Source organism: Aeromonas simiae (assembly GCF_000820125.1).
In the GTDB taxonomy this organism is placed as follows: domain Bacteria; phylum Pseudomonadota; class Gammaproteobacteria; order Enterobacterales; family Aeromonadaceae; genus Aeromonas; species Aeromonas simiae.
In genome coordinates, this window is record NZ_CDBY01000051.1 from 1 (window position 1) to 25666 (window position 25666).

The window sequence follows — 25666 nt, forward strand, 5'->3', positions numbered from 1 at the left end:
GGCGCTGGGGCTCGGGGTGCTCTTCGAGCGGCTGCCGCTGCTGCATGCGCTGCTCAAGGTGGCCGGCTCGCTCTATCTGCTCTGGCTGGCCTGGAAGGTGGCCACGGCATCGGGCCCGGCGGAGGGGCATCGCCCCCTCATTGCGGCCCATCAGGGAGCACTGCTGCAACTGCTCAATCCCAAGGCGTGGATGATGGCGCTCTCTGCCATCGGCGGCTTCACCCTGGCCGGGGAGGCTTACTGGCCTTCCGCCTTCTGGGTGCTGGCCATCTTTTTCTGTACCGGCCTCTATACCGGCGCCTTCTGGGTGCTGTTTGGTGCCCAGGTGCGGCGCCTCATCAGCACGCCGCGCGGCTGGCGGCGTTTTAACCTCGGCATGGGGATCGCCACGGCGGCCTGTGTGCTGATGATCTGGATCTAGACGTCTGTCTTGTTGGCCCTGCGGGGCCTTTTTTACTCATAAGGAGTGGGTTATGCGTTGCATCGGTGTGCTGGGGGGCATGAGCTGGGAGTCGACCGTGAGCTACTATCAGGCGCTCAACCGGGGTGTGCGGGCGCGCCTCGGTGGCCTGCACTCGGCGCGAGTCCTGCTGCACAGCGTGGATTTTGCCGAGATTGAGCGATTGCAGATGGCAGGGCAATGGGACGAGGCGGGGCAGGTGCTGGCGGAGGCGGCCCGCTCCCTTGAGCTGGGCGGCGCCGATTTTCTGCTGATCGCCACCAACACCATGCACAAGGTGGCCGGGGTTATTGAAGCGACGGTGGCGATCCCGCTGCTGCACATCGCCGATGCAACCGGGGAGCGGCTGGTGGCCGACGGGGTGCGCAAGGTGGGGTTGCTTGGCACTCGCTTTACCATGGAGCAGGAGTTCTACCGGGAACGCCTCGCCGAGCGCTTCGGCCTTGAGGTGCTAGTGCCGGACGAGGTGGGACGCGAGCGGGTGCACCGCATCATCTACGACGAGCTCTGCCTTGGGCAGGTGCATGAGGCCTCGCGGCAAGCCTATCTCGATATCATCGCGCAGCTGGCGAAAGAGGGGGCCGAGGCGGTGATCCTGGGGTGTACCGAAATTGCCCTGCTGGTCGGGGAGTGCCATAGCGCGGTGCCGCTCTACGACACCACGATGCTGCATGCCGAGGCGGCGGTGGGGTGGGCGCTGGCCGATTAGCTCGGCAATTCACCCGTCAGATCTCATATATCTGTTTGCCCCACGTACCCGGATGGGGAAAAGCGTGTAAAATTGCGCCCTGCAATGGGGGGATGGCCCCCTTTCCCCGAAGAGAAAGGCTCAGAGAGTGGCAGAAGTAGACAGATTTGCGGAGATCCGCCCTTACAACGATGACGAGGTGGCCGGCGCCATCGAACGCCTCGTCCAGGATGACGAATTCATCGGCGCCATTGCCCGCTATCGCTTCGGCAATCTGGTCGGCTGGCTTGGCTGGGCGATCCGCCCGCTGATCCGTGCTGTGCTGCGCCGCAAGTGGGCGGGCGTCACGACGGTGCGCCAGGTGCAGCTCGGGGTCAGTCGCTACATGGAGCACATGATCGCCGGCTCGACCCGTGGCGTGACCTTCTCCGGCCTCGAGCACCTTGAGCCGGGTAAGGGCTATCTGTTTGTCTCCAACCACCGCGACATCGCCATGGACCCCGCCTTCGTCAACTGGGGGCTGTTTAACAACGGCTTTGACACGGTGCGCATCGCCATCGGCGACAACCTGCTTCGCAAGCCCTGTGCCACCGAGCTGATGAAGCTCAACAAGAGCTTCATCGTCAAGCGCTCCGCCAAGGGGCCGCGCGAGCTGATGAAGACGCTCGGGGATCTCTCCGCTTACATCGGCGAGTCGCTCGCCGGCGGCCACTCCATCTGGATTGCGCAGAAAGAGGGGCGGGCCAAGGATGGGGATGATCGCACCGATCCGGCCATCCTCAAGATGTTCTACATGGAAGGCAAGAAGCAGAAGCTGGCGTTTGCCGATTACATGGCCCGTCTCAACATAGTGCCGGTCAGCATCTCCTACGAGTGCGATCCGACCGATCTGGCCAAGGCGCGCGAGCTGTACGAGAAGGCCCATCATGGCCGCTACGAGAAGGGCGAGTTCGAGGACATCGAGAGCATCGTAGCCGGTATCGTCGGCCAGAAGGGGCGGGTGCATGTCGCCTTCGGCGCCCCGATCCGGGATGGGTTTGACGATCCGGATGGGTTGGCGGCCCTCATCGATCGCACCATCTGGAGCAGCTACCACCTGTTTGCGAACAACTTCCTGGCGGCCGGTGAACGTGACAAGGCCAGCGCCGACGAAGCGACCGCTTATGCCGAGCGGCTGGACAAGGTGCCGGCCGAATTACGTGATCTCTGGCGTGCCATGTATGCTAAACCGGTAGAAAACGCGAAAAATATTTGATGATTTGCATCACGAGTTTATAAAAATGGGAGCGCAAGCTCCCGTTTTTGTTTCTGGTCAATATTGCCTATGGCAAGATGGTGGTAACATTGTTTCAGCTGGTACGAAGTGACCAGCGCGGCGGTAGGCCCGTCACCCCATTAATGGACCCTAGTGAGGCCCTGGATGATAACCGGTAACCTGCAGGCACTCGAGCGTGCCACCCTGCCCCCCGTTCTCGAGCGCATCATGCGTGAGGTGGTGATCTCCGTCGAGCATTGGGAGGGGCGCTCCATCGGCCGTGTCGATGTGGATGGCGATCATCTCTTTTGCCTGGTGCAGGAGGATCTCACCGAGCCGCTCGACGAGCGCCGCGGCGAGTTTCATCAGGAGTATCTGGACATCCAGCTGCTGCTCTCCGGTCGCGAGTGGATTGGGGTCGGCCCCCAGCAGTACCGCCTGGAAGGGCTCAGCCACCCCCATCCGGATCTCTGGTTTGTGGAGGTGGAGCAGGAGAGCTGGCTGGCCATGCGCCCCGGTGACTTCGCCGTCTTCTACCCGGGCGAGCTGCATCGCCCGCTCTGCACGCTGGGGCTGCCGGCGCCGGTGCGCAAGTTGGTGGTGAAGGTGCACAAATCCCTGCTGGCCTGATGGCCGCAACGAATTGAAAAATTGGCTGCCTGGGCGGCCATACACGACCCCGGCTCGGGGATCCTGTCCCATGTGGATGAAACAACGCGGCACGAGCCGCACCACAGGAAGAATCTGAAAATGAGCAAGTTGGTATTGATCCTGAACTGCGGTAGTTCCTCTCTCAAGTTTGCAGTGATGGATGCCGCAACCGGTGACGCCTGTCTCTCCGGTCTGGCCGAGTGCTTCAACCTGGATGACGCCCGCATCAAATGGAAACTGCATGGCGTGAAAGGGGAAGCCATGCTGGGGGCCGGCGCTGCCCACCAGGAAGCACTCGACTTCATCGTGAATCAGATCCTGAGCCAGGATCCCACTCTGGCGGCCCAACTGGTGGCCATCGGTCATCGCATCGTACACGGCGGTGAGCGCTTCTCCAGCTCGGTACGGGTCGATGACGAGGTGATTGCCGGTATCGAAGCCGCCATCCCGTTTGCCCCGCTGCACAACCCGGCGCACCTGATCGGTATCCGTGCCGCACTCAAGGTGTTCCCGCAACTGGCCGACAAGAACGTGGCCGTGTTTGACACCGCCTTCCACCAGAGCCTGCCAGAGGAAGCCTACCTCTACGCCCTGCCGTACAAGCTCTACCAGGAGCATGCCATCCGTCGTTACGGCGCCCACGGCACCTCCCACCGTTTCATCGCCGAAGAGGCCGCCAAGGCGCTCGGCAAGCCGCTTGATGAGGTCAACATCATCAACTGCCACCTGGGTAACGGTGCCTCGGTTTGCGCTATCAAGGGCGGCAAGTCGGTCGACACCTCAATGGGGCTGACCCCGCTGGAAGGGCTGGCCATGGGCACCCGCTCCGGTGACATCGATCCGGCCATCGTCTTCTTCCTGCACGACAAGCTGGGTTACTCGGTCGATGAGATCAACACCCTGCTGACCAAGCAGTCCGGCCTGCTCGGCCTGACCGAGGCGAGCAGCGACTGCCGCTACTCGACCAGCAACTACGAGACTGATGCCGGTGCCAAGCGCGCCGTGGATGTCTTCACCTACCGGGTGGCCAAGTATGTCGGCGCTTATGCGGCCGCCATGGATGGCCGTCTCGATGCGGTGGTCTTTACCGGTGGCATCGGCGAGAACGCCGCCATGATCCGCGAGATGATCCTCGAGCGCCTCGGCCTGTTCGGTTTCAAGGTAGACAGTGAGGCCAACGCCGCCGCCGTACTGGGTGGCGAGGGGCTCATCACCACCAAGGAGAGCCGTCCTGCCCTGGTGATCCCGACCAACGAAGAGTGGGTGATCGCCCGCGACGCCATCGAACTGGTCGCCTAAGCATCCCCATGACGTGAAAAGGCCCGGCATTGCCGGGCCTTTTGCATTTCAGCTCAGCAGGGGTTGCAGCGTCTCTAGCAGCAGGGGAAAGCGGGTAAAGCCATCACGGTCGATGAAGTGCCCGCCGCGCTCGACCCGGTGCAGCGGGGCGGCCAGCTCCCAGGCCAGGTGTTGGGAGTAGGAAAACGGCACTATGTCATCGTCGCTGGCGGCGATCACCCGCCGCTGCGGCACCTGACGCCGAATGCGCTGAGGGTGGTAGGCCGGCTCCATGAAGGGATCGAGCTCAGGCAGGGTAGGCACCGGCTGCGAGAAGCCGGAGACCAGCACCAGGCCGCCGATATGCACGCTGGCCGGCTGTCGCTCGAGATAGCGCAGCGCCGTGATGCAGCCGAGGCTATGGCCAACCAGCACGGTATCGGGTGAGGGGGCGGCCAGCACGGCGTCCAGCGCCGCATCCCACGCCGGTGCGGCGGGGCGATGAGAGTCCGGCATGGCGGGCACCAGGCACTCGACATCCTGCTGCGCTAACTGCTGTTGCAACCAGGGAAACCAGTTGGCGCTAGGCGTGGCGGTATAGCCATGGATGACGACGACGCGGGGCATGGCGGGGCTCCATACAGAGACAGGAGTGGCCATGATAACGCGAAATGGGGTGGCGTGACTGCGCCCGGATGGGGGAAAAAGAGGGGGCGCCGCAGCGCCCCCTTTTCGATCACTTGACCTCTTCGCCCTTGGCTTGCAGGTCGGCGTGATAGGAGGATCGCACGAAGGGGCCGCAGGCGGCGTGACTAAAGCCCAGCTCCATCGCCACCTCTTTGAGCTGGTCGAACTCGGCGGGCGGCACGTAGCGCTTCACCGGCAGGTGGTGGCGGCTCGGTTGCAGGTACTGGCCCAGGGTCAGCATGTTGACCCCGTGCTCGCGCAGATCCTTGAGTACCTCGACGATCTCCTCGTTGGTCTCACCAAGGCCCATCATCAGACCGGACTTGGTCGGCACATCGGGGTGCATCTCCTTGATGCGGCGCAGCAGCTCGAGCGACCACTTGTAGTCGGCGCCGGGGCGGGCCAGCCGGTACATGCGCGGCGCCGTCTCCAGGTTGTGGTTGAACACGTCCGGCGGGGTCTCACGGAACACCTCGAGCGCCTGCTCCATCCGGCCACGGAAATCCGGGGTCAGGATCTCGATGCGGGTCTGCGGGCTGTGCTCGCGGATCTCGCGGATGCACTCGGCGAAGTGCTGGGCACCGCCGTCGCGCAGATCGTCGCGATCGACCGAGGTGATGACCACGTAGCGCAGGTTCATCTCCTTGATGGTCTGGGCCAGCTTCCTGGGCTCATCGGGATCGAGCGCCAGCGGGCGGCCGTGGGCCACGTCGCAGAAGGGGCAGCGGCGGGTGCAGATGGCGCCCATGATCATGAAGGTGGCGGTGCCGTGGTTGAAGCACTCGGCCAGGTTGGGGCAGGAGGCCTCCTCGCACACCGAGTGCAGCTTGTTCTTGCGCAAGGTGCTCTTGATGTGCTCGATCTTCTGGCTGCTCGGTGGCAGCTTGATCCGCATCCAGTCGGGCTTGCGCAGGATCTCCTCGTTGGGATCCGGCATGAACTTGACCGGGATCAGGGCCATCTTGTCGGCATCACGCAGCTTGACGCCCGGCTCCATACGAATGGGTTTGCTCATGATTCACTCTCGGTGTTCGTTATTGTGTGGTAGCCGATACGGCGTGCCAGTTCGGTCACCAGGACCGGGGCCGCGTCGGCGACGCGCTGGGGGCCACCCAGTGCGCAGGCCTGGGTCATCACCATGCCGGCATAGCCGCATGGGTTGATACGCAGGAAAGGAGACAAGTCCATGTTGATGTTCAGCGCCAGTCCGTGGAACGAGCAGCCCTTGCGGATACGCAGGCCGAGCGACGCTATCTTGGCGTTGTCGACATAGACGCCGGGGGCGTCCGGCTTGGCATAGGCATCGATGCGCCAGTGGGCCAGAGTGGCGATGATCGCCTCCTCCAGCGCGCTGACCAGCTCACGTACCGACAGATGGCTGCGGCGCACGTCGACCAGTACGTAAAGCACCAGCTGACCCGGGCCGTGATAGGTGATCTGGCCCCCCCGATCGCTCTGCACCACGGGAATATCGCCGGGGGCGAGCAGATGCTCCGCCTTGCCGGCCTGGCCTTGGGTGTAGACAGGGTCGTGCTCGACCAGCCAGAACTCATCCGGGGTGTCGGGGGTTCGGCTGTCGGTGAAGGCCTTCATGGCATCCCACACCGCCTGATAGGGACGGCGGCCAAGCTGGCGGACAATCAGTGGGGTGGCAGAGTCCAGCAACATCGCTTCCTCGAAGGGCTGAAAAATCTATCGCCCCGTGATACGGGGCGAAGAGGGGTCTTACAGGACGTAACGCACCTGTTCGATATTACCGAGGGCGGTGTACATGGCCTCGATATGTTCCTTGCTCTGGGCGACCACGGTCACGCTGACGGAGTGGTAGTTGCCCTTGGTGCTCGGTCGAACGGTCGGGGTATAGGTGCCGGGAGCATGCAGTTGCAGCACTTCCACCACGCGCTCCGGCAGTACCGGATCGGCGATCCCCAGCACCTTGAAGGGGAAATCGCAGGGGAAATCGAGCAGCTCATCAAACTTGGTATTCATTGCATCACCTTTCTGGGGCCGTGGCGCCGGCCCATGGATTGTCTCGCGCCATCCCCGAGGGGATTAAACTCTATATGAGGGCAAACCGGCGACGTTTCAACCTGTCATCAACCCGGCAAGAGTGGCGGAGGTGCTGCTTTTTACCACAAATTCGGGGAGGGTGAAACCGGCAAACAACAAGGTTATTACACTAGAAACAAAAACGGCGCCCATCGGGGCGCCGTTTGCATGCGAGAGAGAGCTTATTTGAAGAAGCTCTGCACCAGCATCATCAGGTAATCCCAGATGCGGCTCAGCATGTTGCCTTCCTGCACCTCTTCCAGGGCGACCAGCGGCACCTGAGTCACCTCCTTATCGCCGATCTTGAGGAACACGGTGCCCACTTGCTGACCCTTGGCCAGCGGCGCCTTCAGTTCATTCTCGAGCTGGAAGTCGGCCTTGAGCTTGTCGGCCTGGCCACGGGTGATGGTCACGGCCACGTCCTTGTCGACGCCCAGCTTGACGGTGGACTTGTCACCCATCCAGATCTTCTGGGTCACCAGCTCGGAGCCGGCCTTGTACGGAGTCAGGGTCTGGAAGAAGCGGAAGCCGTAGGTCAGCAGCTTCTTGCTCTCCTCGGCACGGATCCGCTCGCTATCGGTGCCCATCACCACGGAGATGAGGCGCATCCCCTCCTTGTTGGAGGCCGATGCCACCAGGTTGTAACCGATCTCGCTGACGTGGCCGGTCTTGATGCCATCGACGTTGAGGGAGCTGTCCCACAGCAGGCGGTTACGGTTGTGCTGGGTGATGCCGTTGAAGACGAACGACTTCTGGGAGTAGATCTTGTACTCCTCGGGCAGATCGCGGATCAGCGCCTGGCCCAGGATCGCCATGTCGTGGGCGGTGGAGTAGTGCTCCGGATCGTGCAGGCCGTGCGGGTTCATGAAGTGGCTGTTCTTCATGCCGAGCTTGGCAGCCCAGGTGTTCATCAGGCTGGCGAAGGAGTCGGTGCTGCCGGCGATGTGCTCGGCCATGGCGACACAGGCGTCGTTGCCGGACTGGATGATGATCCCCTTGTTGAGATCATCGACAGAGACCTGCTTGCCCACCTCGATGAACATCTTGGAGGAGTCGGAGTAGTTCTTCGACCAGGCGTTCTGACTGATGGTGACCATGTCGTCACGCTTGATGTTCCCCTTGGCCAGCTCATAGCCGACGATGTAGGAGGTCATCATCTTGGTCAGACTGGCGGGGGGGAGGCGCTCTTCGGCATTCTCCTGCACCAGCAGCTGGCCGGTGTAGTAGTCCATCAGCACATACGCCTTGGCGGCGATGGCAGGAGCGGAAGGAACCATGACCGGTTCGGCGCTGGCGAAGGCAGCAGTCCCGGCCAGGGTGGTGAGAAGCAGCGATTTAACGAATTTCGACATCTTGGATTTCCTGCGTGCCTAGTGGGGCCAAGAGAGCCCCCGGAACAAAAAAACGGGTTTCACTATACCAGATCGCACCCTTCGTCACAGCGGCGAAGGGCGCTATCTGGCGTTCAATTGACGAAAAAGGCCTGGGGATGACCGTGACGCTGCACCTTGCGTAGCTGCGTCTTCTGCCTAGAGGCCTCGACCGGCCCCAGCACCAGGCGGTAGTGCTGCCCCTTGCCCAGTACCTGGTAGGGCAGACCAAACTGCTGCTGCAATTTCTGGCCTTCGGCCACCAGCTTCTGCTTGTGAGCGCCGCTGGCTACCTGGATCCGCTTGCCCTTGACGGTGGCGGTGTGCTGGGCAGCTTTGACGTGGCGCGCTGGGTTGGCGCTCTCGTGACGCCCGCTCTGGCGCAGCTCGGCTCGGGCGGTGGCCCGGCTCACCGTCTCGACCCTGACGCGGGCGGTACCACGGCGGTGCATGCCAAGCTCGATGGCGGCCGCGCGGGTTACGTCGATCAGCAGATGGCGGTTGAAGGGGCCGCGATCGTTGACTTCGACGATCACCTGGCGACCGTTCGCTAGGTTGGTGACTCGCACCATGCTGCCGAGCGGCAGGGTGCGGTGCGCCGCGGTGAAGCGGCGGCTGTTCATGATCTCGCCGTTGGCGGTACGGCGCCCGTCGAGGGAGGTGGCAAGCCAGGAGGCGGTGCCGGTCGCGCGGTAGCCGCCGTTGTGCTGCCAGTGGGTGGGTGATGCGGGCTGGCGGGTCGGCGCCTTGCTGCGGGTGGCGTGGTGGCGCGGGTGCGCGGGGGCCTGGTTTGCCTGGGCCAGCAGCTGATAGAGGGGGGGCTGCGCACTGGCGGCAACGGCTGGCTGATCGCACAGGGCCAACCACAGGCCGAGCAGGCCAAAGGCAAGAGAGCGAAGCTGGATCATGGATTCCCCATCGGTGGCTGACCGGTGCCGGCTGCGGCAGACGAAAATCATCCTAACATGGCGGCAAAGGGCACACCTCCCCTGGCCGGGAAGGCGTGCGACAGACTATGCCAGCAGGCGCCTGTGGGTGTGAATGGACATCAGGATGCCAAAGCCCGCCATCAGGGTCACCATGGAGGTGCCGCCATAGCTCACCAGCGGCAGCGGTACCCCCACCACCGGCAGGATGCCGCTCACCATCCCCATGTTGACGAACACATAGACGAAGAAGGTGAGGGTCAGCGCCCCGCCGAGCAGGCGCTCGAAGCTGTTTTGCGCCTGCATCGAGATGTAGAGACTGCGGCTGATCACATAGAGATAGAGCAGCAGCAGGATCGCCACGCCGATGAGGCCGAACTCCTCGCTGTAGACCGCGAAGATGAAGTCGGTGTGGCGCTCGGGCAGGAACTCGAGCTGGGACTGGGTGCCCTGCAACCACCCCTTGCCGAAGATGCCGCCGGAGCCGATGGCAATCTTGGACTGGATGATGTGATAGCCGCGGCCGAGCGGGTCCTTCTCCGGGTCGATCAGCATCAGCACCCGCTGGCGCTGATAGTCGTGCATCAGGAAGAACCACAAGACCGGCAGAAACGCGGCGATGAGCAGCACGGCAAAGCCGATGAGCCACCAGCTGATGCCGGCGAGGAAGATGACGAAAAAGCCCGATGCCGCCACCAGGATCGAGGTACCGAGATCGGGCTGGGCGGCGATGAGCAGGGTGGGAACCAGCACCAGCATGATGGCGATGATCAGGTGGCCGAGTTTGGGCGGCAGCGGATGCCGGCTGAGCCAGACCGCCACCATGATGGGCATGGAGAGCTTCATCAGCTCGGAGGGTTGGAACTTCATGAAGCCGAGATCGAGCCAGCGCTGGGCCCCCTTGCCGATGTGGCCGAACACGTCCACCGCGATCAGCAGCAGCACCACCACCACGAACAGCGGCATGGCCCAGCGGGCATAGAAGCTGGGGGTAAATTGGGCCATGACCAGCATCACCACCAGGGAGAGGGCGCCACGCATCATCTGGCGCAGCAGATCCTCCATGCTCTGCCCGGAGGCCGAGTAGAGCACCACCATGGAGAGGGCCATCACGGCCAGCAGCCCGAGCAGCAATGGCAGGTCGATGTGCATGCGATACCAGATGCTGGTACGGCGATCCGAATTACTCATGGCGGGCCTCCGGCTTGACGAGGTGGGGAGGAATAGGAGGCAGCTGCGAGTCCGGTTGCAGCAGCAGGGCGTCAAACATGGCGCGCGCCACCGGGGCGGCGTTGGTACTGCCGCCGCCGGCGTTTTCCAGCACCAGGGCGATCACCGCCTTGGGGTCCTCGTAGGGGGCAAACGAGACGAACAGGGCGTTGTCACGGTGCTCCTCTTTCAGGGCCTTGGCGTTGTAGGTCTGGTTCTCCTTCATGCCGATCACCTGGGCGGTACCGGACTTGCCAGCCGCCACATAGGGGGTCTTGGCGAAGGCCTTGCGCCCGGTGCCCTCGTGGCCGTTGATGACGCGCCACATCCCCTCGCGCGCCACCTTCCAGTAGTTCTCATCCTTCACCTGCAAGGCGATATTGGGGTTGAGCGGGGCGTCCTCGCTGCTGGTCGCCGTGGTGGTGCGCTTGAGCAGGTGCGGGGTCACGTCGTGGCCGTTCTGGGTCAGGATGCTGATGGCGCGCGCCAGCTGCATCGGCGTGGCGCTCCAGTAGCCCTGGCCGATGCCGATCGAGATGGTGTCACCCTGGAACCAGGGCTGGCGCCAGCGCTTGCGTTTCCACTCCCGTGACGGCATGACGCCGCGGGTCTCCTCATAGAGATCGACACCGCTGTACTGGCCGAAGCCGAACTTGGTCATGTACTCGTTGATGCGATCGATGCCGACCCGGTAGGCGAGATCGTAGAAGTAGGTGTCTGCCGACACCTCGATGGCGCGGTAGACATCGAGCCAGCCGTGGCCCCACTTCTTCCAGTCGCGGAACTTCTTGGTGGTGCCGGGGATGGAGTAGGTCGGGCCGCCGAAGTAGCGGTAGCCCGGCGTGATGGCCCCCTCGTTGAGACCCATCACCGACATCAGCGGCTTGACCGTGGAGGCCGGGGCGTAGATCCCCTGGGTGGTCCGGTTGACCAGGGGGCGGGCCGGATCGTTGAGCAGGCCCGAGTAGTTGGTGGTGGAGATGCCGGTCACGAACAGGTTGGGGTCATAACTCGGGCTCGACTCCATCGCCAGGATGGCGCCGGTCTTGGGCTCCATCATGACGATGGCGCCGCGCCGGCCAGCCAGCAGCTGCTGGGCGCGCAGTTGCAGGCGGATGTCGATATTGAGGTAGATATCCTTGCCCGGCTCAGGGGGCTGGAATTTCAGGGTGCGCACCACCCGGCCGCGGTTGTTGACCTCGACCTCCTGATAGCCGGCCACCCCGTGCAGTACCTCTTCGTAATACTTCTCCACCCCCTGCTTGCCGATATCCTTGGTGGCGGCGTAGTTGGAGAGCTTGCCCTCGCCATCGAGGCGCTCCACGTCGCGGGCATTGATCTTGGCCACATAGCCCAGGGCGTGGGTCAGGGTATCGCCAAACGGATAGTAACGCTTGAGGTAGGCCTCGATGCTGGCGCCCGGGTAGCGGTGCTGGTTGACCGAGAACAGGGCCACCTGCTTTTCGGTGAGTTTTTCATAGAGCGGCACCGGCTTGAAGCGACGCTGGCGCTTGGTCTCGGCCAGGAACTTCTCCTTGGTGCCCTCCGGCAGTTCGAGCAGGGTGATCAGCTCGTCGGCCATCTTGTCGATGTCGCCGGCCTCTTCGGGGATGATCTCGAGGCTATAGACGGGGCGGTTCTCGGCCAGCAGCACGCCGTTGGCGTCATAGATGAGGCCACGGGTCGGTGCCACCGGCACCACGCGGATGCGGTTGTCGTTGGAGCGGGTCTGGTAGGTGTCGTAAGCCTCCACCTGCAGATAGTAGAGATTGCCGAACAGCACCAGCATCAGGATGACCATCCCGATGTAGGCGACCAGGGTTCGGCGGAAGAACAGACCGCCCTCGGCGCTGTGATCGCGCATCTGGACCCGTTGTTTCAGCATCGGGGCTCCTTGCGCATGGAACTCGAATTCATGGCGACCCTATTCCCGGTGGTAGGGGTGGTTGGTGGTGATGCTCCAAGCCCGGTACAGGCTCTCGGCCACCAGTACCCGCACCAATGGGTGGGGCAGGGTGAGCGGGGAGAGTGACCAGCTCTGCTCGGCGGCCTGTTTGCACTCGGGGGAGAGCCCTTCCGGGCCGCCGACCAGCAGCGCCACGTCACGGCCATCGAGCTTCCACGCCTCGAGCTGACCGGCAAGCTGCTCTGTGGTCCAGGGTTTGCCCGGGATGTCGAGGGTGACGAGCCGTGAACGGCCCGCGGCCGCCAGCATGGCCTCTCCCTCTTTTTGCAGGATGCGGGGAATGTCGGCGTTTTTGCCGCGCTTGCCGGCCGTGATTTCGACCAGCTCAAACGGCATGTCCTTGGGGAAGCGGCGTCGATACTCTTCGAAGCCGTGCTCGACCCAGGCAGGCATCTTGGTGCCCACCGCAATCAACTGGATCTTCATCGGTCAGGCCGCTTCGACTGGGGCGCCGCCCCACAGCTTTTCCAGTTGATAGAAGTCGCGATATTCATCCTGCATCACGTGGACGATCACCTCGCCCAGATCCACCAGCACCCACTCACCGGTCTCCTGCCCCTCGACGCTGAGCGGCTCGTTGCCCATATGGCGGGCCTCGCTGGCGACATGGTCGGCGATGGAGCGGACATGACGGTTGGAGTTGCCGGAGCAGATGATGAGGGTGTCGGTGATGGTGGACTTGCCACGCACGTCCAGAGTGACGATGTCGCGGCCCTTCATGTCATCGATCTTGTCGACGATAAAGGCGTGAAGTGCGGTGCCTTGCAATGACCTTCTCCTGTGTTGCTATCGCGCTGCTATCAAGGGTGGCGGATTATATCATGGGCGTGGTGCTTTCCTACATACAGCCCCTGGCGGCGAATGTAATCCGCTACAGACTCTGGCAACAGATCGCGCGGATCGTTCCCCTCGGCCAGCAGCGCACGCACCTGGGTCGATGAGAGGGGCAGTGGCTCGTTGTGGGCCAGCCAGATGCAGCCGGCCAAGCGCTCGTGCAGATCCTCCCAGCGTTCGGTGACATGGGCCTGCAACAGGGCGCGCACCTCGGTATTGGCTTCATCGATATGCCAGCCGGGGCGCACACTCACCACCAGATGGGCGACATCGAGCAGCGCCTGCCAGCGGCGCCAGGTGGGCAGGCCGAGCAGCGAGTCCATCCCCATCAGAAAACAGACCGGTGTGTGCGGCAGCTCGCGACGCAGCTCCTCCAGGGTGTCGATGGTCCAGGAGGGCTGATCCCGGCGCAGCTCCCGCTCATCCACCACCAGATGGAACTCGGCGGCGGCCAGTTTCACCATCTCGAGACGCTGCTCGGCCGTGCAGAAGGGGCTGGCCCGGTGCGGCGGCACCCGGTTGGGCAGCAGGCGCAGCTCGGCCAGTTGAAGGGCATCGCGCGCCGCCAGTGCCGGGCGGAGATGGCCAAGATGGATGGGGTCGAAGGTGCCGCCAAGCAGGCCGATGGGGGGGGCTAGCATAGGGGCTCCGGCAGCAGTGGCAATGGGGCGGCGTCACGAAAACCGAGGCAGAGGGTGGCCAGCTGTTGCCAAGCCTTGGGGTGATCGAAGCGGCGCAGGCTCTCGTCGAGTTCGGCCATCAGGCTCCACAGTTGCACTATCTTGGCGAGCGGCAGGCGGTTGAGCGCCTGGGTGATGAGCTGCTGGCGGCTCTGCCAGACGCGCAGCCGGCTGAAGTGCTCCCCCAGCGGCTGCCCGCCCTGGCGGGCCAGCGCCAGGGTCTCTAACTGTTCCAGCTCGCGGGCCAGGGTCCAGGCCAGCTGGCCCGGCTCGGTGCCTTCGGCACGCAGGGCGGCCAGGATGCGCTGGGCCCGGTTCACCTTGCCCTCCAGCAGGGTGTCGATGAGCTGGAACGGGGTGAAGTGGGCGTGGCGGGTGATGGTCTCTTGCAGGTAGGCGACCGTGATGGGCTGGGGCGGCGAGAGCAGGGTCAGCTTCTCGATCTCCTGGCTGGCGGCCAGCAGGTTGCCCTCATAGCTGTGGCACATGAAGTTGACGGCGTCGGGTTGGGCCTTGAGACCGAAGCGCTGAAAGCGCGCGGCCATCCAGCGCGGGAAGAAGCGCGGCTCGGGGTGGTTGGTGGGAACCCAGGTGCCCTGCTTTTCCAGCTTGCTAAACCAGACGGCCTTGGTCTGGGCCGAGGTGAGGCGAGTCCCCGACAACACCAGCAGCAGGTCGGGATGGAGCTGCTGGCTGATCTCGGTGATGCGTCCGGCCAGATCCTTGTCCACCTTGGCGGGCAGCTCCAGCTCGATCACCTGCCGGCTGGAGAAGAGCGAAAGGGCCTGACAGGCGTCATAGACCTGATTCCAGTCCAACCCCTGCTCGACGGTGAAGCTGTGGCGTTCATCGAAACCGCGCTCGCGGGCCACCCGGCGGATGGCGTCGATCGCCTCGAGCTTGAGCAAAGGCTCGTCGCCAAAAACGAGATAGCAGGGCCTAAGCCCTGCTCTCAAGTGGTCATCCAGCTGTTCGGGAAAGATCCGCATCAGAAGCTGACCTGACTCAGCTGCCGGATAACCTGGTCGGCGGCCTGCTCTTCCATCTCGCGGCGCAGCTGCTCCTGCTCCCGTGATGAGGCCAGCGCCTCGTCACTCTTGTTCAGGAAGCTGCGGTTGAAGGCGATGGGGAAGACCTGGCTCGGCTTGCCCGGCACCGCGATGGTGAACTGGCTGGTAAAGCCCTGCACATACTCGGTGTCCTGCCCCAGAATGTTGACCGAGGCCACCTTCTGGCTGCTGCTTACGTTGCCGAGGGTGAGCACAGGGATCCCCTCTTTATCGGTCAGTTCGACCCCGGCCGCCTTGAGGCGGGTGGTGACCAAGCGATAGAAGTCGCTCTTGCTGTCACCGACCACCTTCATGCTGGCCAGCTCAGGGGGAATGGCCATGCCGCGCAGGTGGAAGCCGCAGGCCTGCACCAGCAGGCCTGCCACCAGGATCACCAGCCAATGACGCATCAAGCGGGTCATGCTGTTCCTCATTTGTTAGTTAGCCACGATATTGAGCAGCTTGCCCGGCACATAGATCACCTTGCGGATGGTCTTGCCTTCGGTGTGCTTCTGCACGCCGGCATCGGTCATGGCGAGCTCTTCGATCTGCTGCTGGTTGATCTCAGCCGGTACGGTGATCTTGCCGCGCACCTTGCCGTTTACCTGCAACACCACCAGCTTCTCGCTCTCGACCAGGGCGGCTTCGTCGACGACCGGCCAGCAGGCTTCGTCAACGTTGCCCGGCTTGCCGAGCGCGGCCCACAGCTCGCAGCAGATGTGCGGGGTGATGGGGTAGAGCATGACGGCGATGGCTTCGAGCGCCTCTTGCATCAGGGCGCGATCCTGACCCTCGTTGCCGAGTTTGGCCAGGTGGTTCATCAGCTCCATGATGGCGGCGATGGCGGTGTTGAAGGTCTGGCGGCGACCGATATCATCGCTCACCTTCTTGATGGTCTTGTGCAGCTCGCGGCGCAGGGCCTGCTGGTCGCTGTTGAGGCTGGCCACGTCGAGTGCCGCCACGGCGCCGCCGTTGACGTGCTCGAAGGTCATCCGCCACAGACGGCGCAGGAAGCGCTGGGCCCCTTCCACGCCGGCGTCAGACCACTCGAGGGTCATCTCGGCCGGGGAGGCGAACATCATGAACAGACGCACGGTGTCGGCGCCATAGCGTTCCACCATCAGCTGCGGGTCGATGCCGTTGTTCTTGGACTTGGACATCTTGGTCATGCCGGAGTGGATCACCTCGCGGCCCTCGTTGTCCACCGCCTTGGTGATGCGGCCCTTGTCGTCGCGCTCGACGGTCACATCGAGGGGGCTGACCCAGACTCGGCCACCCTTCTCGTCGTGGTAGTAGAAGGCGTCGGCCAGCACCATGCCCTGGCAGAGCAGGCGCTTGAACGGCTCATCGCTGTTCACCAGACCGGTGTCGCGCAGCAGCTTGTGGAAGAAGCGGGCGTAGAGCAGGTGCATACAGGCGTGCTCGATACCGCCGATGTACTGATCGACCGGCAGCCAGTGGTTGGCCTTCTCCACGTCCAGCATCCCCTTGTCGTAGTCTGGGGAGCAGTAGCGGGCGTAGTACCAGGAGGACTCCATGAAGGTGTCGAAGGTGTCGGTCTCGCGAAACGCCTCTTGGCCGTTGTAGCTGGTCTTGGCCCACTCGGGGTCGGCCTTGATCGGGCTCTGGATGCCGTCCATGACCACGTCTTCGGGCAGCACCACCGGCAGCTGATCGGCCGGGGTCGGCACCACGGTGCCGTCTGCCAGGGTCAGCATCGGGATGGGGGCACCCCAGTAGCGCTGGCGGGAGACGCCCCAGTCTCGCAGACGGAAGTTGACGGTGCGCTTGCCGCAGCCGAGCGTCTCCAGCTTGCTGGCGATGGCGTCGAAGGCGCCCTGGAAGTCGAGGCCGTCGAACTCGCCGGAGTTAAACAGCACGCCCTTCTCGGTGTAGGCCGCTTCGGTGATGTCGGCCTCGCCGTCGACCGGCTTGATCACCGCCTTGATGTCGAGGCCGTATTTGCTAGCGAACTCGAAGTCACGCTGGTCGTGGGCCGGCACGGCCATCACGGCGCCGGTGCCGTAGTTCATCAGCACGAAGTTGGCGATCCATACCGGCACCTTGCGGCCGTCGAGCGGGTGGATGGCATACAGACCGGTCGCCATCCCCTTCTTGTCCATGGTGGCCATGTCGGCTTCGGCGACCTTGGTGTGCTTGCACTCTTCGATAAAGGCAACCAGATCGGGATTACCGGCGGCTGCCTGAGCGGCCAGCGGGTGGCCGGCGGCGATGGCCACATAGGTCACGCCCATGAAGGTGTCCGGACGGGTGGTGTAGACCTCCAGCTGCTCCTCTTGCCCTTCGATGGCGAAGCTGATGTTGACCCCTTCGGAGCGGCCAATCCAGTTGCGCTGCATGGTCTTGACCATGTCGGGCCAGCCGTCGAGGTGATCCAGATCCCGCAGCAGCTCGTCGGCATAGTCGGTGATCTTGATGAACCACTGGGGGATCTCTTTTTGCTCGACCGGGGTGTCGCAGCGCCAGCAGCAGTTGTCGACCACCTGCTCGTTGGCCAGCACGGTCTGGTCGTTCGGGCACCAGTTGACCGAGGAGGTCTTCTTGTAGACCAGCCCCTTCTCGTAGAGCTTGGTGAAGAACCACTGCTCCCAGCGGTAGTAATCCGGCTTGCAGGTGGCCAGCTCTCTGTCCCAGTCATAGCCAAGACCCAGCATCTTGAGCTGGTTCTTCATGTATTCGATGTTTTCGTAGGTCCAGGGCGCCGGCGCGGTCTTGTTCTTGACGGCGGCATTCTCGGCCGGCAGGCCGAAGGCGTCCCAACCGATCGGTTGCATCACGTTCTTGCCGTTGAGCCGTTGATAGCGGGAGATGACGTCGCCTATGGTGTAGTTGCGAACGTGCCCCATGTGTAGACGACCCGACGGGTAGGGGAACATGGAGAGGCAGTAGAACTTCTCCTTGTCGACCTTTTCCACGGCCTTGAAGGTTTTCTGGGTATCCCAGCGCTGCTGCACTGAGGGTTCAATCGTCTGGGGAACGTACTGTTCTTGCATTGGTGACATCCGGATCTGTGAATTGGATTGAAACATCCAGCTGGGAAATCGCCATAGAATACCCAGTAACGACGGCCGCAACAACCGGCCGGGGGCGGTGGAAGGGAGGAGAGACCATGGACAAGCAGAAAAAGGGCTATGAGGCCTTCATCGAAGAGCTGCGGGCCCAGTGGGAAGCGGCGGGTCAATTTCATGAGGAGCGGCTGAACCGGTTGATTGCCAGGGTGCAGGCCTATCTGGAGGCGGCGGGTGATCTCACCCGTGATGAATGGGCCCTGATTGCCGAGTACGTCAAACGCGATCTGGGCACCTTTGACCAGGGGCGCCCGGAGGAGGAGTCGGAGTTCTCCCTGCTGCTGCAAGACTCCATCTGGGGCTGGCTGGCCGAGGCGACCGATCGCACCCAGGTCGAATGGCAGGAGCTGGCGGCCGAGCTGGAGCACAAGGGGGAGTATCACGCCGGTGACTGGGTTGGCCTTGGCACCATGGTATGCAGCCAGTGCGGCCATCGCCATACGGTGCTGCGCCCCGAGCAGCTTGGCGCCTGTATCGAGTGCGGTGCCAGCGCGTTCGCGCGCGAGCCACTCTCCCCCTGATCGGCTGGTCACTGGATAGAAGAAGAGGCGCCTCAGGGCGCCTCTTTTATTGAGTCGTTGTGGATTTAGCCCCGCTCGCTCCAGGGATGGGCGCGTGGGCGCAGCCACAGAGCCAACAGCAGCAGCGCCGCGGTCAGGCCATAGAGGGGCCAGGAGCCGACGCGCTGGTAGGGGGTCATGCCACGGGCGGGGCGCACCTCGACGCGCAGCACCCCGTCCTCGAACTGGGGCAGTTGGCCTATGATGTGGCCATCCACCTCGGTCGCCACCGTGATGCCGGTGTTGGTGCCACGCAGCAGCGGGCGGGCCAGCTCCAGGCTGCGCATGCGGGCGATCTCCATGTGCTGCCACGGGCCTATGCTCTTGCCAAACCAGGCGTCGTTGGAGACGGTCAGCAGGAAGTCGGTATCGGCCTGCACGTTGCGGCGCACCTCCTCGGGGAAGATGATCTCATAGCAGATGGCCGTGGCCAGACGCAGCCCCTTGGCCAGCAGGTTCTCCTGCACCGGCGCCCCTTCGCTGAAGTCTGACATGGGCAGGTTGAAGAAGGGGGCGATGGGGCGCAGCAGATCCCCGAGCGGCACGTACTCGCCGATGGGCAGCAGGTGCACCTTGTTGTAACGGTTGGCCTGCTGGTAGTGGTAGCTCTGCTTGCCATCGAGATCGGTCAGGCCCATGCCGAGCACCACGTTGTAGAAGCGCCGCTCATCCATGTCGAAGTTGATGATGCCGCTGATGAGGGCGGTGTCGTTCACCTTCATCGCCTTGTCGAGGTTCTCGAGGTAGGGAACCATCTCCTTTTCCAGGGCCGGAATGGCCGACTCGGGCCAGATGATGATGTCCGCATCCTGATTGGCGCGGCTCAAGTCCTGGTATTTGCGCACCGTCGGCACCAGGGCCTCCGGGTCCCACTTGAGGGACTGCTCGATATTGCCCTGCACCAGGGCCACCTTGACCGGCTCGCCACGGCTGACCCAGCTGTGCTGCATCGAGAGCATGGCCACGGCGATGAGCGCCGTCGGCAGCGCCAGCCAGATCAGGCGGCGGCTTTGCCACACCAGCCACAGGCTGGAGGCGGTCAGCAGCAGGGCCAGGGTGATGGCCTGCACGCCGAGCAGGGGGGCGAGTCCCTTGAGGGGGCCGTCGATCTGGGTATAACCGAACCAGAGCCAGGGGAAACCGGTCATCACGCTGCCGCGCAGCCAGTCGGCCACCAACCACAACGCCGGGAAGGCGAGCAGCCAGCGGCTCCAGTGGCGCTCACGGAAGAAGCGGGCAAAGACCCAGCAGGCGAGCATCGGGTAGAGCGCCAGATAGGCCGAGAGACAGGCCAGCAGGACAAAGGCGACCGGCAGTGGGATGCCACCGAAGTAGGTCATGCTGACGTGGATCCACCACAGCCCCGGCAGGAACATCCCCATGGCATAGCCAAAGCCGCGCCAGGCGGCCTGCTTCGGGCTCGCCTTGTCGAGCAGGGCGTAGAGGCCGAGCAGGGAGGGGAGTACCAGGGGCCAGTAGCCGAACGGGGCAAATGCCAGAACGGAAAGCGCCCCGCAGGACAGGGCGCACACAGTGATCAGGAGTCTCGATTTCACGGATTATTGGGGCTCTGATTGGGCTGCAACATGGTCGTCCGGTATCTTAACCTGTAACTGCTGCAGTCGGCGACGATCGGCGTGCATCACCTTGAACAGATAACCGTCGATCTCGACCTCTTCGCCCTTCTCCGGCAGGTGGCCGAAGGCGTGCATCACCAGACCGCCGACCGTGTCGACCTCTTCGTCGCTGAACAGGCTGCCGAAGTAGTCGTTGAAGTCTTCGATCTCGGTCAGGGCACTGACCGAGAAGACCCGCTTGCTGATGCGGCGGATCTCGTCAGGCTCGTTGTCGTCGTCATCGAACTCGTCGTCGATCTCGCCGACGATCAGCTCCAGGATGTCCTCGATAGTCACCAGCCCCGACACGCCGCCGAACTCGTCGACCACCATGGCCATGTGATAGCGCTCGGCCTGGAACTCCTTGAGCAGGCGATCGACCCGCTTGCTCTCGGGGACGATCACGGCAGGACGCAGGAAGCGCTCGATGGCGAACGGCTCCTCTTCCAGACCGAGGCCAACCCGCAGCAGATCCTTGGCGAGCAGGATGCCCTCCACGTGATCCTTGTCCTCGTTGATCACCGGGAAGCGGGAGTGACCCGACTCGATGATGACGGGCAGGAACTCCGGCAGCGGCTGGGTCTTCTCGATGGTCACCATCTGGGAGCGGGGGATCATGATGTCCCGCACCCGCAGCTCGGCGATCTCGAGCACCCCCTCTATCATGTCCTTGGTATCCTGGTCGATCAGGTCGCGCTCTTCGGCGTCCTGAATCACTTCCACCAGATCGTTGCGGTCCTTGGGCTCGCCTTGGAACAGTTGGCTGAGTTTGTCGAGCCAGCTCTTCTTCGGCGAGCCGGTACTAGGGTGATCGTCGGTCATCTTGTCTCTTGATGGTTTACGGAAAATTCGATGCGGCAGATATGAGGTTAAATCCCAACTGTTTCAAGGGAGTTACTGCTCGTCATCCATGTACGGGTCGGCGTAGCCCAGCTCGCGCATGATGTCGCGTTCAAGCTGCTCCATCTCTTCGGCCTCGTCGTCCTCGATATGGTCATAACCTAGCAGATGCAGGCTGCCGTGGACAACCATGTGGGCCCAGTGGGCCTCCAGCGGTTTGCCCTGCTCGTTGGCTTCCTGCTCCACCACCTGACGGCAGATCACCAGATCGCCGAGCAGCGGCAACTCCAGGCCGGGCGGTGCCTCAAACGGGAAGGAGAGCACGTTGGTCGGCTTGTCCTTGCCACGGTAGGTGAGGTTGAGCTCGTGGCTCTCGGCCTCATCGACCAGACGAACGGTGACTTCGGCCTCCTGCTGGAAGCCGAGCACGGCGCCGTCCAGCCAGCGCTGAAAATCGGCTTCACCCGGCAATCCCTGTTCGTTGGCGCAGGCCAGCTGCAAGTCCAGCATCACGCTCATGCCTGATTCTCCTTGGGGTGGTTGCGCTCGGCATCCTGGGCGGCCTTCTGGCGCGCTTGGGTGGCGTCAAACGCCTCGTAGGCCTGGACGATGCGGGCCACCACGGGGTGGCGCACCACGTCCTGAGACTGGAAGAAGTTAAAGGAGAGGCCATCGACCCCCTGCAACACCTCGAGGGCGTGGCGCAGGCCCGACTTGGCGCCGCGCGGCAGGTCGATCTGGGTGATGTCGCCGGTGATCACCGCCTTGGAGTTGAAGCCGATGCGGGTCAGGAACATCTTCATCTGCTCTGTGGTGGTGTTCTGGGCTTCGTCGAGGATGATGAAGGCGTCGTTGAGGGTGCGGCCACGCATGTAGGCGAGCGGCGCCACCTCGATGACGTTGCGCTCGATGAGCTTCTCCACGCGCTCGAAGCCGAGCATCTCGAACAGGGCGTCGTAGAGGGGGCGCAGGTAGGGGTCGACCTTCTGGGAGAGATCGCCGGGCAGAAAACCGAGCTTCTCGCCCGCCTCGACCGCCGGACGGGTCAGCAGGATGCGGCGGATCTCCTGGCGCTCCAGGGCGTCCACGGCGGCAGCCACGGCCAGATAGGTCTTGCCGGTGCCGGCCGGGCCGATGCCGAAGGTGATGTCATGGCGCACTATGTTGGCGATGTACTGGGACTGGTTCTGGCTGCGCGCCTTGATCATGCCGCGCTTGGTCTTGATGTTGACCTCTTTGCCCCAGCTCATGGCTGGATCGCGCGCCTCGCTCTCCCCCTGCTCCAGGGCATGGCAGCCCTGAATTGCCAGGTGCACCTGATCCGGCTCGATGTCCGGGATCTGATTGCCGCGCACCGGGGCGGTCTCGACGTAGAGCTGCTTGAGCAGCCCGGCCACCGCCTCGGCCTGGGTGGCGTTACCGAGGATCTGGATATGGTTGTTGCGATAGCTGATCTCGACGCCCATGCGCCGCTCGATCTGCTTGAGGTTGTCGTCAAACGGCCCGCACAGGCTGGCCAGCCGGGCGTTATCGGCGGGCTCAAGGTGCAGGTTGACGGTAGTGATGTTTCTGCTCAAGAGAGGCCTCGTGAAGAAGAGGCCGCCCGCCCGAGGGCAGGCGGCTGGCAAATCAGTGGGGGGTGAAGGCGGCGACGCCCAGCTCGTCCGGCACGTTGTCCGGGCGGCGAGCGAGGATCTCGCTCGGGGCCATGGCGACACGCAGTCCCATCTCCTCCTCGCCGCGTAGGAAGGTGCCGCGCAGTGAGTGAGGCATCACCTCGGTGATCTCCACATCGGCGAAACGGCCGATGAGGCTGTGCGGGCCTTCGAAGTTCACCACCCGGTTGTTCTCGGTACGCCCGCGCAGCTCCATGGGGTTGAGCTTGGAGGGGCCTTCCACCAGGATGCGCTGGGTGCTGCCCTGCATGGCGCGGCTGATCTGCATCGCCTGATGGTTGATGAGGTGTTGCAACTGGTAGAGGCGCTCTTTCTTCTCTTCCATGTCCACGTCATCGGGCAGGTCGGCGGCCGGGGTGCCGGGGCGCGGGCTGTAGATGAAGCTGAAGCTCATGTCGAACCCCACCTCCTCGATGAGCTTCATGGTGGCGGCAAAGTCCTCGGCGGTTTCGCCGGGGAAGCCGACGATGAAGTCGGAGCTGATGGTGATGTCGGGACGGGCGGCGCGCAGGCGGCGGAGCTTTGACTTGTACTCGAGCGCGGTGTGCGGGCGCTTCATCAGGGTCAGGATGCGATCCGAGCCACTTTGCACCGGCAGGTGCAGGAAGCTGACCAGCTCAGGGGTGTCTTTGTAGACCTCGATGATGTCGTCGGTGAACTCGATCGGGTGGCTGGTGGTGTAGCGGATGCGATCGATGCCGTCGATGGCGGCCACCAGACGCAGCAGCTCGGCGAACGAGCAGATCCCCCCTTCGTGGGTGGCGCCGCGGTAGGCGTTGACGTTCTGGCCAAGCAGGTTGACCTCGCGCACCCCCTGCTCGGCGAGCTGGGCAATTTCATAGAGCACGTCGTCGAGCGGACGGCTCACCTCCTCGCCGCGGGTGTAGGGCACCACGCAGAAGGAGCAGTATTTGGAGCACCCTTCCATGATGGAGACAAACGCGGTCGCCCCTTCGGCGCGCGGCTCGGGCAGGCGGTCGAACTTCTCGATCTCGGGGAAGCTGACGTCCACCTGGGCTCCACGGCCCTCCTGGACGCTACGGATCATGGCGGGCAGCCGGTGCAGGGTCTGCGGGCCGAACACGATGTCCACATAGGGGGCGCGGTTGCGGATGGCATCCCCTTCCTGGGAGGCGACACAACCGCCCACGCCGATCACCAGCGCCGGGTTCTTTTCCTTGAGCAATTTCCAGCGGCCCAGCTGGTGGAACACCTTCTCCTGCGCTTTTTCGCGGATGGAACAGGTATTCAGCAGCAGGACATCGGCCTCTTCCGGCTCTTCGGTGAGCTGATAACCGTTGCTGGCGTCGAGCAGGTCGGCCATCTTGGACGAGTCGTACTCGTTCATCTGGCAGCCCCAGGTCTTGATATGAAGTTTCTTGCTCATTGCTACTCTTGCGGGTGTTGAAATCGGCATGGTCAAAGGACCGGGCATTTTACTCCGCAATGCCGCCCCTGACCAGTTAATATCCAGCCGCGCCATCTCCTGCCTCATGGCGGTTTTTTGTGGCCCCCGGTCACTGCAGGGGAGGCCAAAGGCGGGTACAATGCCCCCCTCGTCAGCGGCCCGAGTGGCCTGCAACTGGAATTTCAGCGTGATGCAATCTTGTGATATCGCCATCATTGGCGGTGGCATGGTCGGCGCCGCAGCGGCCGCCCTGCTGGCTCAGCAGGGGCGTGAGGTGGTGCTGGTCGAGGCCGAGCTACCGGCCCCCTTTGCCGCGGAGCAGCCGTTTGATCTGCGGGTCTCGGCCATCAGCGCCGCCTCGGTCGCCCTGCTCGAGCGGGCTGGCGGCTGGGCGCATACCCGCGCCATGCGCGCCTGCCCCTACCGGGCTCTCGAGACCTGGGAGTGGGAGGGGTTCACCACCCGTTTTCATGCCGATGAACTGGGGCTGCCCCAGCTTGGCTACATCGTCGAGAACCGCCTGGTGCAGCTCGGTCTGCTGGCGGCGCTGGAGCAACACCCCCATGTGCGCACCCTGACCCCGGCCCGTCTCGCCCGACTCGAGCAGGAGCCACAAGGGGTGACCCTGACCCTGACCCTGACCGATGGCGCGCAGCTGAGCGCCCGCTGGGTGCTGGCCTGCGACGGGGCCGAGTCGGTGACCCGGCAGTTGGCGGGGATCGGCGTGTCGCGCTTCGAGTATCGCCAGCACTGCATGCTCATCAACATCGACACCGATGCGGCGCAGCAGGATATCACCTGGCAGCAGTTCACCCCGAGCGGCCCGCGCGCCTTCCTGCCCTTGTCGGGCCAGCACGGCTCCTTGGTGTGGTACGACAGCCCGGCGCGCATCCGCGCCCTGATGGCCCTCGAGCCGGCCGCGCTGGAGCGGGAGATCCGCGCCGCCTTCCCCAGCCGCCTCGGCGGGTTTCGGGTCACCGGGCGCGGCAGTTTTCCGCTGGTGCGCCGTCACGCCAACCGTTATCACGCCGGCCGGGTGGTGCTGCTCGGGGATGCGGCCCACACCATCAATCCGCTGGCGGGGCAGGGGGTCAACCTCGGCTTTCGCGATGTGGCCTGCTGGTGCGAGCTGCTGCAAAACGCCGGAGAAACGTGGCACGACGCCGCGCTGGCGGGGCGCTATGAGCGCCGGCGCCGGCCCGACAATCAGTTGATGCAGTCGGGGATGGATCTCTTCTACGCCAGCTTTAGCAACCGCCTCGGCCCCCTGCCGGTGCTGCGCAACCTTGGCCTTGGTCTGGCGGATCGGGCCGGCCCGCTCAAGGCGCTGGCCCTGCGCTACGCCCTCGGCCTCTAGCCGCGATCACACTTATCG

Annotated in this window: 26 protein-coding genes; 7 read left to right on the forward strand and 19 right to left on the reverse strand. The window is 63.7% G+C overall.

The genetic code is table 11. The features are described from left to right. The 5 genes from BN1134_RS09380 to BN1134_RS09400 all read left to right on the forward strand — a co-directional run. A partial coding sequence (locus BN1134_RS09380) for a LysE family translocator (protein WP_042046825.1) occupies positions 1-421 on the forward strand: 421 nt, incomplete at its 5' end. A 52-nt stretch (positions 422-473) separates the two neighbouring features. Beyond that, positions 474-1169, forward strand: coding sequence for an aspartate/glutamate racemase family protein (locus BN1134_RS09385; protein ID WP_042046826.1), 696 nt, complete (start codon positions 474-476; stop codon positions 1167-1169). Positions 1170-1296: 127 nt separating this feature from the next. After that, positions 1297-2403, forward strand: a complete 1107-nt coding sequence (locus BN1134_RS09390) for a 1-acyl-sn-glycerol-3-phosphate acyltransferase (protein ID WP_042046827.1) — start codon at positions 1297-1299, stop codon at positions 2401-2403. Positions 2404-2568: 165 nt separating this feature from the next. After that, complete coding sequence (locus BN1134_RS09395) at positions 2569-3033, forward strand: NanQ anomerase/TabA/YiaL family protein (RefSeq protein WP_042046828.1); 465 nt, start codon at positions 2569-2571, stop codon at positions 3031-3033. A gap of 120 nt (positions 3034-3153) precedes the next feature. Next, the gene (locus BN1134_RS09400) at positions 3154-4353 is read left to right on the forward strand and encodes an acetate kinase (protein WP_042046829.1); all 1200 of its coding nucleotides are present in this window, start codon (positions 3154-3156) and stop codon (positions 4351-4353) included. A gap of 48 nt (positions 4354-4401) precedes the next feature. On the opposite strand, the gene BN1134_RS09405 is transcribed toward BN1134_RS09400, so the two are convergent. From BN1134_RS09405 to leuS, 14 genes are all read right to left on the reverse strand, one after another. Continuing rightward, entirely contained in the window at positions 4402-4959 is a 558-nt protein-coding gene (locus tag BN1134_RS09405) for an RBBP9/YdeN family alpha/beta hydrolase (RefSeq protein ID WP_042046830.1), read from the reverse strand. Between the two features lie 109 nt (positions 4960-5068). Continuing rightward, complete coding sequence (gene lipA, locus BN1134_RS09410) at positions 5069-6034, reverse strand: lipoyl synthase (protein WP_042046831.1); 966 nt, start codon at positions 6032-6034, stop codon at positions 5069-5071. After that, the gene (lipB, locus tag BN1134_RS09415; protein ID WP_042046833.1) at positions 6031-6687 is read right to left on the reverse strand and encodes a lipoyl(octanoyl) transferase LipB; all 657 of its coding nucleotides are present in this window, start codon (positions 6685-6687) and stop codon (positions 6031-6033) included. Before lipB ends, lipA begins: the two co-directional genes overlap by 4 nt. Before the next feature lie 57 nt (positions 6688-6744). Further along, positions 6745-7008: a DUF493 family protein YbeD gene (gene ybeD / locus BN1134_RS09420; protein WP_042046834.1), complete on the reverse strand. Its 264-nt coding sequence runs from the start codon at positions 7006-7008 to the stop codon at positions 6745-6747. A 242-nt stretch (positions 7009-7250) separates the two neighbouring features. After that, entirely contained in the window at positions 7251-8420 is a 1170-nt protein-coding gene (locus BN1134_RS09425; RefSeq protein WP_042046835.1) for a D-alanyl-D-alanine carboxypeptidase family protein, read from the reverse strand. 113 nt (positions 8421-8533) lie between these two features. Beyond that, complete coding sequence (locus BN1134_RS09430) at positions 8534-9346, reverse strand: septal ring lytic transglycosylase RlpA family protein (RefSeq protein ID WP_052449461.1); 813 nt, start codon at positions 9344-9346, stop codon at positions 8534-8536. 105 nt (positions 9347-9451) lie between these two features. After that, positions 9452-10555 (reverse strand): rod shape-determining protein RodA, encoded by a 1104-nt coding sequence (gene rodA, locus BN1134_RS09435; RefSeq protein WP_042046836.1) that lies wholly within the window; start codon positions 10553-10555, stop codon positions 9452-9454. Beyond that, positions 10548-12458 carry a penicillin-binding protein 2 gene (gene mrdA / locus BN1134_RS09440; RefSeq protein ID WP_042046837.1) on the reverse strand — a complete coding sequence of 637 codons (1911 nt, stop codon included), beginning with the start codon at positions 12456-12458 and terminating at the stop codon, positions 10548-10550. Before mrdA ends, rodA begins: the two co-directional genes overlap by 8 nt. 39 nt (positions 12459-12497) lie before the next feature. Continuing rightward, positions 12498-12965 (reverse strand): 23S rRNA (pseudouridine(1915)-N(3))-methyltransferase RlmH, encoded by a 468-nt coding sequence (rlmH, locus tag BN1134_RS19670; RefSeq protein WP_042046838.1) that lies wholly within the window; start codon positions 12963-12965, stop codon positions 12498-12500. 3 nt (positions 12966-12968) lie between these two features. Continuing rightward, a complete protein-coding gene (rsfS, locus tag BN1134_RS19675) occupies positions 12969-13307 on the reverse strand; it encodes a ribosome silencing factor (protein WP_042046839.1) in 339 nt (112 codons plus the stop codon). A gap of 32 nt (positions 13308-13339) precedes the next feature. Beyond that, on the reverse strand, positions 13340-14014 hold the full coding sequence (gene nadD / locus BN1134_RS09455; RefSeq protein ID WP_042046840.1) for a nicotinate-nucleotide adenylyltransferase: 675 nt from the start codon (positions 14012-14014) through the stop codon (positions 13340-13342). Further along, positions 14008-15042, reverse strand: coding sequence for a DNA polymerase III subunit delta (gene holA, locus BN1134_RS09460; RefSeq protein ID WP_042046841.1), 1035 nt, complete (start codon positions 15040-15042; stop codon positions 14008-14010). Before holA ends, nadD begins: the two co-directional genes overlap by 7 nt. Further along, complete coding sequence (locus BN1134_RS09465; RefSeq protein ID WP_042046843.1) at positions 15042-15524, reverse strand: LPS-assembly lipoprotein LptE; 483 nt, start codon at positions 15522-15524, stop codon at positions 15042-15044. The genes holA and BN1134_RS09465 overlap by 1 nt, the downstream gene beginning before the upstream one ends. A 15-nt stretch (positions 15525-15539) precedes the next feature. Continuing rightward, a complete protein-coding gene (leuS, locus tag BN1134_RS09470; protein WP_042046845.1) occupies positions 15540-18116 on the reverse strand; it encodes a leucine--tRNA ligase in 2577 nt (858 codons plus the stop codon). Between the two features lie 116 nt (positions 18117-18232). On the opposite strand from leuS, the gene BN1134_RS09475 reads away from it, so the two are divergent. Then, positions 18233-18712, forward strand: a complete 480-nt coding sequence (locus BN1134_RS09475; protein WP_042046847.1) for a zinc ribbon-containing protein — start codon at positions 18233-18235, stop codon at positions 18710-18712. A 65-nt stretch (positions 18713-18777) separates the two neighbouring features. On the opposite strand, the gene lnt is transcribed toward BN1134_RS09475, so the two are convergent. From lnt to miaB, 5 genes are all read right to left on the reverse strand, one after another. After that, a complete protein-coding gene (lnt, locus tag BN1134_RS09480; protein WP_042046848.1) occupies positions 18778-20307 on the reverse strand; it encodes an apolipoprotein N-acyltransferase in 1530 nt (509 codons plus the stop codon). Positions 20308-20310: 3 nt separating this feature from the next. Continuing rightward, positions 20311-21189 carry a CNNM family magnesium/cobalt transport protein CorC gene (gene corC, locus BN1134_RS09485; protein ID WP_042046849.1) on the reverse strand — a complete coding sequence of 293 codons (879 nt, stop codon included), beginning with the start codon at positions 21187-21189 and terminating at the stop codon, positions 20311-20313. Positions 21190-21261: 72 nt separating this feature from the next. Beyond that, positions 21262-21726, reverse strand: a complete 465-nt coding sequence (ybeY, locus tag BN1134_RS09490) for an rRNA maturation RNase YbeY (RefSeq protein ID WP_042046850.1) — start codon at positions 21724-21726, stop codon at positions 21262-21264. Further along, entirely contained in the window at positions 21723-22784 is a 1062-nt protein-coding gene (locus tag BN1134_RS09495) for a PhoH family protein (protein ID WP_042046852.1), read from the reverse strand. Before BN1134_RS09495 ends, ybeY begins: the two co-directional genes overlap by 4 nt. A 52-nt stretch (positions 22785-22836) precedes the next feature. Further along, the gene (gene miaB, locus BN1134_RS09500) at positions 22837-24270 is read right to left on the reverse strand and encodes a tRNA (N6-isopentenyl adenosine(37)-C2)-methylthiotransferase MiaB (RefSeq protein ID WP_042046853.1); all 1434 of its coding nucleotides are present in this window, start codon (positions 24268-24270) and stop codon (positions 22837-22839) included. A gap of 211 nt (positions 24271-24481) precedes the next feature. Between miaB and BN1134_RS09505 the strand changes: the two genes are divergently transcribed. Beyond that, the gene (locus BN1134_RS09505) at positions 24482-25648 is read left to right on the forward strand and encodes an FAD-dependent oxidoreductase (RefSeq protein ID WP_042046854.1); all 1167 of its coding nucleotides are present in this window, start codon (positions 24482-24484) and stop codon (positions 25646-25648) included. Positions 25649-25666: the final 18 nt, after the last annotated feature.